The following is a 10360-nucleotide window of genomic DNA, read 5'->3' on the forward strand; positions in this document are numbered from 1 at the left end:
GAGTGCGCCGAGGGACAGCAGCGGCAGGGCGACTGCCGCCGCCGTGCCGGCCCGGCGCCGGGCGCTCCCCGGGCGGGTGTCGTCGCGGACCAGGCGGCGCCACACGTACCAGTGGACGACGGCGAGCCGGGTGAGGACGAGAGCCAGGACGGCGACGAAGAGCAGCATGTGCGGGGGCCCCTAGCTCGCCGCGTCCTGGCGGCGCAGCGCCCGCAGGCCCCGCAACCCGATCACGCCGATGGCCGTCCCCAGGAGAAAGGACGTGACGGCGAGCAGAAGATGGACCCAGAAGTACCCGGTGGGTTCACCCGCGTCGTCGAAAGCGAGGCCGCTCGCGTCGTTCCACAGGTTCTTGACGAAAGTGATCCAGATGAACCAGCTCCACACGCCGAAGGCGAGCAGGAACCAGGAGACGGGGCGGCTCAGCTTCATGGAGCCAGTATCGGGTGCACCGGTGTCGGCCTCGGCGCCGGGTGGCGGTACGTTCTCGCTCGTGCTTGCTCTCACGAAGGTCCCGGCCGTCGTCGCCGCCGCCCTGCTGGTTCCCCTGGCCGCTGGTCCCGCCCTGGCGGAGGAGCCCGTGCCCGCCCCGCAGCCGAAGCCGCCGGCCGTCATGTCGAACGTGGGCGGGGAGCGGCTGGCGAAGCCCGGCACGCAGGTGCACCTCGCGGGCGGGGCGCCCGTGCTGCCCAAGGAGCTGACCGGCCGGTCGTGGATCGTCGCGGACGCCGAGAGCGGGGAGGTGCTGGCCGCCCACAACGCGCACTGGCGCCTCGCCCCGGCGTCCACCATGAAGATGCTGTTCGCGGACACGCTGCTGCCGAAGTTCCCCAAGACGCAGAAGCACCGCGTGGCCCCGCAGGAGCTGGCGCAGCTCGGTGAGGGGTCCAGCCTCGTAGGGATCAAGGAGAAGAGCACCTACACCGTCGACGACCTGTGGATGGGGGTGTTCCTGCGGTCCGGGAACGACGCCGTGCACGTCCTGTCGGCGATGAACGGCGGCATAGCCAGGACCGTCGCGGAGATGAACGCGCGCGCCGAGGAGCTCCAGGCGCTCGACACCCGCGTGGTCTCCCCCGACGGCTACGACGCCGAGGGCCAGGTCTCGTCGGCGTACGACCTGACGCTGATAGCCCGCAGCGGCATGCAGAACGCGGACTTCCGGCGTTACGCGTCGACGGTGCGGACGGCCTTCCCGGCGGAGGAGAAGCCCGGCAAGAAGCGCGGCACGTTCGAGATCCAGAACACGAACCGACTGCTGACCGGAGCGGGTGACCTCCAGCCGTACAAGGGCATCGCCGGGGTGAAGAACGGCACCACCACGCACGCCGGGTCCACGTTCACGGGCGTCGCCGAGCGCGGCGGGCGCGTGCTCCTCGTCACGGTGATGAACCCCTCCTCGAAGGAACCTTTCGCCGTCTACAAGGAGACGCAGCGGCTGCTCGACTGGGGGTTCGCCGCGGCCGGGAAGGTGAAGCCGGTGGGGCAGCTCGTCCCGCCGAAGTCCGCCCAGCCGCAGGAGCCGTCCGGGCAGCAGGAGCAGGACCGGGGCACGGCCGAGGACGGCGGGGACGCGGAGCAGCAGACCGCCGCCACCCGGGCGGGCGGTGCGGGCGTCGCCCTGGCCGTGCTCGGCGGGGTGCTCGTGGCCCTCGCGGCCGTCGTGCTGGCCGTCAATCGGTGGTTGCCGCTCCGGAAGGCCCCCGCAGAGGACCGGGCCGCACGTCCGTCCGGGGACCCGGCTGCGGACCCGGCTGAGGCCCCGACTGAGGTCGGGGCTCCGGGGCCGGCCGAGGAGCAGGCCGCGGACCCGGCCGGGAGCCGTTCCGGGGACCGGTAGCCTCCGTCCCCTCCCGGGCCTCCTGCCCGTCCGGGGTCCCCTCCGCCGCCGTCTCCTCCTGCCCCACCGTCCCTGAGCCCGCCGCCGTCCACGCCGCGCACAGCAGCAGCAGCTTCGCCATGAAGCTGATCCACAGCAGCAGCGCCACCGGCACGCCGAACGCGCCGTACATCGACTTCCCCGCGACCTCACGCATGTAGCCGCCGAGCAGCAGCTTCAGCAGCTCGAACCCCACCGCGCCGATCAGCGCCGCCACCACCAGGTCGCGGCGCGGCGGTTCCACGCCGGGCAGCAGGGTCAGCAGGTAGAGGAGCAGGAGGAAGTCCGCGAGCACGGCGACGGCGAGCGCGCCCGCCTGGAGCAGGGCGCCGCCCGCGCCGCCCCCGCCGATGCCGAGCTGGTCGGCGGTCCAGCCGACGGCGGTGGAGCCCAGTCCCGAGGCGGCGAGCGACAGCAGGGCGGTCAGGCCGAGGCCCAGCAGGACCAGGGCGTCCTTGCCCTTGCGGACGACGGGGTTGCCCTCCTCCTCTTCGAGGCCCCACACCGCCCGCAGGCACTCGCGCAGCGAGCCGATCCAGCTGATGCCGGTGAGGAGCAGCAGGGCGCCGGCGACCAGGCCGACGGTGGCGGCGTTGTCGACGAGGGAGCCGATGTCGAGCTGCTCGGAGATGCCGGGCACCTGCTCGCTGATCTTGCCCTCGATGGAGCTCAGCTGCTCGTCGCTGAGCAGCGCGGCCCCCACGGCGGCGCCCACGGTGATCAGCGGGAAGAGGGCGAGGAAGCTGAGGAAGGTGATCGCGGCGGCCAGGCGCGTCCAGTGGGCGCGGTCCAGGGTCTCGTAGGCCCGCCACAGGTGGGTGCGCATGAGGCGGGCGGCCCACGGGCCGATGACGGGGAGCTTGGTCAGCCAGTCCATTCCGTACGCCTACCACCGCGGGGCCGCCGTCATGGCGCACGGCGCACCCGCGGTTCAGCAGGAAGGCGTCGTGGTGGCGTGTTCGTCGACCGGGGAGCCCTGCGCGGGCACGGTCGGCCCGGGCCCGCCGCGGCCGAAGTCGTACGTGTGCAGCTTGCGCCAGACGGCGTCGGCGCCCTGCTCGTACAGCGCGAAGGAGCACACGGTCCACTCCGCGGCGAAGTCGGCGAGCTCCTCGTAGGCCCGGTCCATCGCCTCGTCGGGGATGCCGTGGGCGACGGTCACGTGCGGGTGGTACGGGAAGGGCAGGTCGCGGGCGAGCGGGCCGTCGGCGTCCCGGACGCGTTCCTGGAGCCCCGCGCAGTCCGCGGCGCCGGCGACGACCTGTACGAAGACGACCGGGGAGAGCGGGCGGAAGGTGCCGGTGCCGGCGAGCCGCATCGGGAAGGCCCGGCCGCTGGCCGCGACCCGGGCCAGGTGGGCCCGGATCTCCGGCAGCCGGTCCTCGTCGACCTCGGTCGGCGGGAGGAGGGTGACGTGCGTGGGGATGCCGTGGGCCGCGGGGTCGCCGAAGCCCGCGCGCTGCTGCTGGAGCAGACTGCCGTAGGGCTCCGGGACCGCGATCGAAACGCCGAGCGTTACGGTCCCCACGTCGTTCTCCTCATCCGTCGGTCACGCGGTGATGCGGTGGTGCGATGGTCCGGTCGTCAGTGTGGCGCCTCGGCCCGTCCCGTGGCCAGAGCCGTTTGGGCTCAGTGCTTCGCGGGCAGGAAACCCACCTTGTCGTACGTCTGCGCCAGGGTCTCGGCCGCGACGGCGCGGGCCTTCTCCGCACCCTTCGCCAGGATCGAGTCCAGCGTCTCCGGGTCGTCCAGGTATTCCTGGGTGCGGGTCCTGAAGGGCGTGACGAAGTCGACGACGACCTCCGCCAGCTCGGTCTTCAGGGCCCCGTACATCTTGCCCTCGTAGCCCTCGACCAGTTCGCCGACCGGACGCCCGGTGAGCGTGGACATGATCGTCAGCAGGTTGCTGACGCCGGGCTTGCCCTCGGGGTCGAAGCGGATCACGGTGTCGGTGTCGGTGACCGCGCTCCTGACCTTCTTCGCGGTGGCCTTCGGCTCGTCGAGGAGGTTGATCAGGCCCTTGGGCGTGGACGCCGACTTCGACATCTTCGCGCTGGGGTCCTGGAGGTCGTAGATCTTCGCCGTCTCCTTGAGGATGTACGGCGCCGGGACGGTGAACGTGTCCCCGAAGCGCTGGTTGAACCGCTCCGCGAGGTCCCGGGTCAGCTCGATGTGCTGGCGCTGGTCCTCGCCGACGGGGACCTCGTTCGCCTGGTAGAGCAGGATGTCCGCGACCTGGAGGATCGGGTACGTGAAGAGGCCGACGGTGGCGCGGTCGGCGCCCTGCTTGGCGGACTTGTCCTTGAACTGGGTCATGCGGGACGCCTCGCCGAAGCCGGTGAGGCAGTTCATGACCCAGGCGAGCTGGGCGTGCTCGGGGACGTGGCTCTGCACGAACAGGGTGCAGCGCTCCGGGTCCAGCCCCGCGGCCAGCAGCTGGGCGACGGCCAGCCGGGTGTTGGCGCGCAGCTCGGCGGGGTCCTGCGGGACGGTGATGGCGTGCAGGTCGACGACCATGTAGAAGGCGTCGTGGGTCTCCTGCAACGCCACCCACTGGCGGACCGCGCCGAGGTAGTTGCCGAGGTGGAACGAGCCTGCGGTGGGCTGGATCCCGGAGAGCACCCGCGGACGGGACTGCAGGGCGAAGCCATTCCCGTGGGGCTGGAGGTGGGAGACGGGAGCGCGATCAGCAGAGGCCATGCTGCTCATTGTCTCAGGTCCCGCCCACCGCTCGCGCCGTGCCTCACGCAACGACGGGGCGCGCGGCTCAGGCGGGGATGCCCGGCGCCGGGTACTGCGCCATCAGGTCGGCGACCTCCGCGCGGACGGCCGCGAGGGCGTCCTCGTCGCCCTTCTGCGCCGCCGCCACCGAGCGGTCGATCCAGTCGGCGACGGCCGCCATGTGCTCGGTGCCGAGGCCGCGGGAGGTGAGGGACGGCGTGCCGATGCGGATGCCGGACGGGTCGAAGGGCTTGCGCGGGTCGTACGGCACCGTGTTGTAGTTCACGACGATGCCGGCCCGGTCGAGGGCCTTCGCCGCGGTCTTGCCGGGCACGTCCTTGCCGGTGAGGTCGATCAGGACGAGGTGGTTGTCGGTGCCGCCGGACACCAGGTCGAAGCCGCGGGCCAGCAGCGCCTCGGCGAGCGCCCGGGCGTTGGCGACGACGGCGTGCGCGTAGTCGCGGAAGGACGGCTGGGCGGCCTCGTGCAGGGCGACCGCGATGGCGGCGGTCGTCTGGTTGTGGGGACCGCCCTGGAGACCGGGGAAGACCGCCTTGTCGATCGCCTTGGCGTGCTCCTCGCGGCACATCAGCATGGCGCCGCGCGGGCCGCGCAGCGTCTTGTGGGTCGTGGTGGACACCACGTCGGCGTGCGGCACGGGCGACGGGTGGGCGCCGCCCGCGATCAGGCCGGCGATGTGCGCGACGTCGGCGACGAGGACCGCGCCGGCCTCACGGGCGATCTCCGCGAAGGCGGGGAAGTCGATGGTGCGGGGCAGGGCGGTGCCGCCGCAGAAGATCACCTTGGGGCGCTCCTTCAGCGCCAGTGCGCGGACCTCGTCCAGGTCGACGAGGCCGGTGTCCTGCCGCACGCCGTACTGCACGCCGCGGAACCAGGTGCCGGTCGCGGAGACGCCCCAGCCGTGGGTGAGGTGGCCGCCCATCGGCAGGGCCATGCCCATGACGGTGTCGCCCGGCTGCGCGAACGCCAGGTACACGGCGAGGTTGGCGGGCGAGCCGGAGTAGGGCTGGACGTTCGCGTGGTCGACGCCGAAGACGGCCTTGGCGCGGTCGGCGGCGAGCCGCTCGACCTGGTCGATGACCTGCTGGCCCTCGTAGTAGCGGCGGCCCGGGTAGCCCTCGCTGTACTTGTTCTGCAGGACGGTGCCGGACGCCTCCAGCACGGCGGCCGAGACGTAGTTCTCGCTGGGGATCAGGCGGAGGGTCTCCGCCTGGAGGCGCTCCTCCGCGCCGACGAGCGCGGCGAGTTCGGGGTCCGCGGCGGCGAGGGCGGGGTGGTGGGCGGCGGGTGCGGGCATGGCGTCCTCCGGGGGCAGCGCGTCGGTCGTGAGCCGGGGTGCCCAGGCGGGCGGCACCCTGTGCGATCTGCCGCACGCGGCTTCCCCGGGGTCGTTTCCCCGTACGCCAGTCGCCGCGCGTACCCCCCACCTTAACCGCGGCGCCGGGGGGCCTGGTTTCCCTGTCCGCATCGCGAGCGACGATAGAGACCAGAGCACCTGGGCTCTACGACCGGCCGTACAAAGACGAACGGAGACCCCGTGTCGAGCACCACTGAGAAGGCGATCGCCTCCGCCGAGGCGCACAGCGCGCACAACTACCACCCGCTGCCCGTGGTGGTGGCGACGGCGGAGGGCGCCTGGATGACGGACATCGAGGGGCGGCGCTACCTCGACATGCTGGCCGGGTACTCGGCCCTGAACTTCGGGCACGGCAACCGCCGCCTGATCGACGCCGCGAAGGCGCAGCTGGAGCGGGTGACGCTGACGTCGCGCGCCTTCCACCACGACCGGTTCGCGGAGTTCTGCGAGCAGCTCGCCGACTTCTGCGGCATGGAGATGGTGCTGCCGATGAACACCGGCGCGGAGGCGGTGGAGACCGCGGTGAAGACGGCCCGGAAGTGGGGCTACCGCGTCAAGGGCGTCCCCGACGGCACCGCGAAGATCTCGTGGCGGCGGACAACTTCCACGGCCGTACGACGACGATCGTCAGCTTCTCCACGGACCCGGAGGCGCGGGCGGACTACGGCCCGTACACGCCGGGCTTCGAGATCGTGCCCTACGGCGACCTCGCGGCGCTGCGGGACGCCATGACCGACAACACGGTGGCGGTGCTGCTGGAGCCGATCCAGGGCGAGGCCGGCGTGCTGGTGCCGCCGCCGGGCTACCTGGCGGGGGTGCGGGAGCTGACGCGGGAGCGGAACGTCCTGTTCATCGCGGACGAGATCCAGTCGGGCCTGGGCCGCACGGGCAGGACGTTCGCGTGCGAGCACGAGGGCGTCGTGCCGGACATGTACGTCCTCGGCAAGGCGCTGGGCGGCGGCGTCGTCCCGGTGTCGGCGGTCGTGTCCGGCGCGGCGGTGCTGGGCGTGCACCGGCCCGGCGAACACGGTTCGACGTTCGGCGGCAACCCGCTCGCCTGCGCGGTGGCCCTGGAGGTGCTGGCGATGCTGCGCACCGGCGAGTACCAGCAGCGCGCGGCGGAGCTCGGCGAGCACCTGCACCACGAACTGGGGCTGCTGGTCGGCGGCGGCGCGGTGGAGGCGGTGCGCGGGCGGGGCCTGTGGGCGGGTGTCGACATCAACCCGTCGAAGGGCACGGGCCGGGAAATCTCTGAGCGGCTGATGCAGCGGGGCGTCCTGGTGAAGGACACCCACGGCTCCACGATCCGCATCGCCCCGCCCCTGGTGATCAGCAAGGAGGACCTGGACTGGGGCCTCGCCCAGCTGCGGGAGGTGCTGGGGGCCTGACGCCGGGCGGGCGCCGTCCGGGCGGGGGCCTCACGCCCGGACGGCGTGCCACGGGGCCGCGGGAAGCCGCGCGTGCGGCCCCGTTGCCGCCCGCTCGGCCCCGGCCACGGAGGGGTGCCCTGCGTCCGGCGCCGGAGGGGACGCCCGCGCCGGCATGTCGTGACGGTCGGCCACCGGAGCGGCCCGGACGGGCGGCCACCCGTCTCGGCGCCGTACCGGCCGCGCCGTCGCCCGGCGTCCGTCCTACAGGATCACGTGCGGCAGGAACCTGGCGTACGTGTCGGTGATCAGGCCGTCCGACTCGCGGATGCCGAGCCCGGCCGCCTCGTCCTCGACGACCCACGCGCCGAGCACCACCCGGTTCCCGTCGAAGTCGGGCAGCGGTGCCAACTCCTGGTAGCAGCAGGGCTCGTCGCGGACGACCGGGTCGGCGCCGGGCTCGTGGATCGTCACCCCGGCGCCTTCGCGCCCCAGCAGCGGCTTGGCAACGTAGCCGCCCTCCAGGGCCAGCTCGCGCGGGCCGTCGAGGTAGGCGGGCAGCAGGTTCGGGTGGCCCGGGTGGAGCTCCCACAGGACCGCGAGCAGCGCCTTGTTGGACAGCAGCATCTTCCAGGCCGGTTCGATCCAGCAGGTGGAGCCGGTGCCGCCGCCGTTGTCGAGCGTGTCCAGGACGTGCGGGCCGAACGCGTCGGTGGCCAGCCACTCCCACGGGTAGAGCTTGAAGCAGCTGCGGATGAACTGCAGCCGGTCGTCGACGAACCGGCCGGTCAGCCGGTCCCAGCCGATCTCCTCCATCGACAGCGCCTCGGTCTCCAGCCCGGCCTGCTGGGCCGTCTCGCGGAGGTACGCGACGGTCATCAGGTCCTCGCCGATCTCGTCGCCGTCCGAGTGCGCGAAGTGCACCGGCCCCGGTGGCAGCAGGCGGGCCTGCCGCTTCCAGGCGTCGACGAGCCGCTCGTGGAGCGAGTTCCACTGGTCGGCGCCGGGGAAGCGGTCCTCCATCCAGAACCACTGCGGGCTGGCGGCCTCCACGAGGGACGTCGGCGTGTCCGCGTTGTACTCCAGCAGCTTCGCGGGGCCGTCCCCGTCGTACCGCAGGTCGAACCTCCCGTAGAGCGAGGGGAGTTCGGCACGGCGCCGCCAGGACTCGGCGACGAGGGCGGCCAGGCGCGGGTCGGTGATGCCGAGGTCGGCGAACCGGTCGTGTTCCACGATGTGCTCGGCCGCGGCGAGGCACATCGCGTGCAGTTCCTCGACGGTCTCCTCCAGTGCCTCCACTTCGGGGAGGGTGAAGGAGTAGTAGGCGCTCTCGTCCCAGTAGGGGCGCAGCGATCCGTCGGGGTGGCGGGTGAGCGGGTAGATGCAGCCCTGCTCCTCGACGGTGCGCTGCCAGTCGGGGCGCGGCTCGATGGTGTGGCGTCTCATGGTGTGCGGCCTCCTCGCCCGCCGGCTCAGCCGCCGCCCGAGCCGGACTTGCCGAAACCGCCGCGCTGCACGGCCGACTTGTCGAAGCTGCCGCCCTCGACCTTGCCGTTGCGGACGTTGCCGCCGTAGTAGTAGGTGCCGCTGCTGCCGCCGGAGCCGTTGCTGCTGCCGCACTTGTAGTCGGGCAGCACGTCGCGGGTGACCCGGTCGACGCAGCGCTTGTCCGGTTCGCTGCTGCAGGCCGTGAGGGTCAGGGCGAGCGCGCCCATCCCTCCGAGGACCACCTGGCGTGAGCGCCGTGTGCGCATGTTCTCCCCCGTTGTTCTTTCCTGTCGTTCGTCCCCGTTGACGCGTGGGACGCCGCCAGGGTAGAGCCGGCCGGGGCGGTCCCGTAAGCCAGGGTGGCGGAAACCGTACGGGGCCGGCGCCTGCCGGTTCCCGGCAGCAACGGCAAGCCCTACGGCAGCACCCGGCACAGCGCGTCCAGCGCGCCGGTCCACGCGCTGTCGGTGGGGGTGGCGTACCCGACGACCAGGCCGTCGGGGCCGCCGGAGGCGCGCCGCGGGGCGTCCGGGTGCCGGTAGGAGTCCAGGCCCTGGAGCTGGAGTCCGTGGAGGGCCGCGGCCCTCAGGACGGACCGCTCGGTGCCCGGCGGCAGCTCCAGCACGGCGTGCAGCCCGGCGGCGATCCCGCTCACCCGCACCTCCGGGGCCCTGTCGGCGAGCGCGGCCACGAGCTGGTCGCGGCGCCGCCGGTAGCGCAGCCGCGTGGCCCGCACGTGCCGGTCGTACGCTCCGGACGTGAGGAACTCGGCGAGCGTCAGCTGGTCGAGGGCGCCGCACGCCCAGTCGGCGTCACCCTTGGCCCGGAGGACGTCGGCCACGAGGTCGCGGGGCAGCACCAGCCAGCCGAGCCGCAGCCCCGGCGCCAGCGACTTACTGGTCGTGCCGGCGTACACCACCCGCTCGGGGTCGAGTCCCTGGAGTGCGCCCACCGGCTGCCGGTCGTAGCGGAACTCGCCGTCGTAGTCGTCCTCCAGGACCAGCCCGCCGGAGGAGCGCGCCCAGTCGACGGCGGCGGCCCGCCGGTCGGGCGGGAGGGCGCCGCCCAGGGGGAACTGGTGGGCGGGGGTCAGGTAGACGGCGGTGGGCCTCCCGGGGCCGCGGGCGTCGAGGTCCTCGGTGCGGGTGCCGCGCTCGTCGAGGGTCAGCGCCGGTGTGCGCAGCCCCGCTTCCCGCAGCCGGCGCCAGTAGACGTCGAGGCCGTACGGTTCGACGGCCACGGCACAGGCGCCGCGGGCGTGCAGGGCGGCGGCGAGCAGCATCAGTCCGTGCTGGAACCCGGAGCAGACGACGATCCGGTCGGGGTCGGCGTGCACGCCGCGGGCGCGCGCCAGGTAGTCGGCGAGGGCGGCGCGCAGTTCCGGGCGGCCGCGCGGGCCGCCGTAGCCGAACGCCTCGTGCGGGGCGTCGGTGAGGGCCCGGCGGGCCGCCCTGAGCCAGTCGGCGCGGGGGAAGGAGCCCAGGTCGGGGGTGCCGGGGTGGAGCGTGTGGCGGGGTGCGTCCGGGG

Annotated in this window: 8 protein-coding genes, 2 pseudogenes and 1 riboswitch; of the genes and pseudogenes, 2 read left to right on the forward strand and 8 right to left on the reverse strand. The window is 73.3% G+C overall.

All coding sequences use genetic code 11. The annotated features are described in order from the left end of the window. Nucleotides 1–180 precede the first annotated feature (180 nt). Complete coding sequence (locus BJP40_RS35215) at nt 181–432, reverse strand: SCO4848 family membrane protein (RefSeq protein WP_071278633.1); 252 nt, start codon at nt 430–432, stop codon at nt 181–183. Between BJP40_RS35215 and BJP40_RS04005 the strand changes: the two are divergent. Beyond that, a pseudogene (locus tag BJP40_RS04005) lies at nt 371–1696 on the forward strand (D-alanyl-D-alanine carboxypeptidase); the annotation flags it as partial. The gene BJP40_RS35215 and the pseudogene BJP40_RS04005 sit on opposite strands and share 62 nt — an antisense overlap. Here the strand turns inward: BJP40_RS04005 and BJP40_RS04010 are convergent. From BJP40_RS04010 to glyA, 4 genes are all read right to left on the reverse strand, one after another. Then, nucleotides 1674–2756, reverse strand: coding sequence for a YihY/virulence factor BrkB family protein (locus tag BJP40_RS04010; protein ID WP_079170903.1), 1083 nt, complete (start codon nt 2754–2756; stop codon nt 1674–1676). The pseudogene BJP40_RS04005 and the gene BJP40_RS04010 sit on opposite strands and share 23 nt — an antisense overlap. A 54-nt stretch (nt 2757–2810) precedes the next feature. After that, a complete protein-coding gene (locus BJP40_RS04015) occupies nt 2811–3407 on the reverse strand; it encodes a 2'-5' RNA ligase family protein (RefSeq protein ID WP_071278634.1) in 597 nt (198 codons plus the stop codon). A 101-nt stretch (nt 3408–3508) separates the two neighbouring features. Next, nucleotides 3509–4579: a tryptophan--tRNA ligase gene (gene trpS, locus BJP40_RS04020; protein ID WP_371258595.1), complete on the reverse strand. Its 1071-nt coding sequence runs from the start codon at nt 4577–4579 to the stop codon at nt 3509–3511. 67 nt (nt 4580–4646) lie between these two features. Then, nucleotides 4647–5918: a serine hydroxymethyltransferase gene (gene glyA, locus BJP40_RS04025; RefSeq protein WP_071278646.1), complete on the reverse strand. Its 1272-nt coding sequence runs from the start codon at nt 5916–5918 to the stop codon at nt 4647–4649. 33 nt (nt 5919–5951) lie between these two features. Then, a riboswitch (ZMP/ZTP riboswitch) is annotated at nt 5952–6042 on the reverse strand. Nucleotides 6043–6158: 116 nt separating this feature from the next. Between glyA and rocD the strand changes: the two are divergent. Next, a pseudogene (gene rocD / locus BJP40_RS04030) lies at nt 6159–7366 on the forward strand (ornithine--oxo-acid transaminase). 243 nt (nt 7367–7609) lie between these two features. On the opposite strand, the gene BJP40_RS04035 reads toward rocD, so the two are convergent. From BJP40_RS04035 to BJP40_RS04045, 3 genes are all read right to left on the reverse strand, one after another. Then, nucleotides 7610–8791, reverse strand: a complete 1182-nt coding sequence (locus BJP40_RS04035; protein ID WP_071278636.1) for a glutathionylspermidine synthase family protein — start codon at nt 8789–8791, stop codon at nt 7610–7612. A gap of 26 nt (nt 8792–8817) precedes the next feature. Continuing rightward, nucleotides 8818–9099: a hypothetical protein gene (locus BJP40_RS04040; protein ID WP_071278637.1), complete on the reverse strand. Its 282-nt coding sequence runs from the start codon at nt 9097–9099 to the stop codon at nt 8818–8820. Between the two features lie 149 nt (nt 9100–9248). Beyond that, nucleotides 9249–10360: PLP-dependent aminotransferase family protein (locus tag BJP40_RS04045; RefSeq protein WP_071278638.1), on the reverse strand; the 1112-nt coding region annotated here is incomplete at its 5' end.

Source organism: Streptomyces sp. CC53 (genome assembly GCF_001865245.1).
GTDB lineage: Bacteria > Actinomycetota > Actinomycetes > Streptomycetales > Streptomycetaceae > Streptomyces.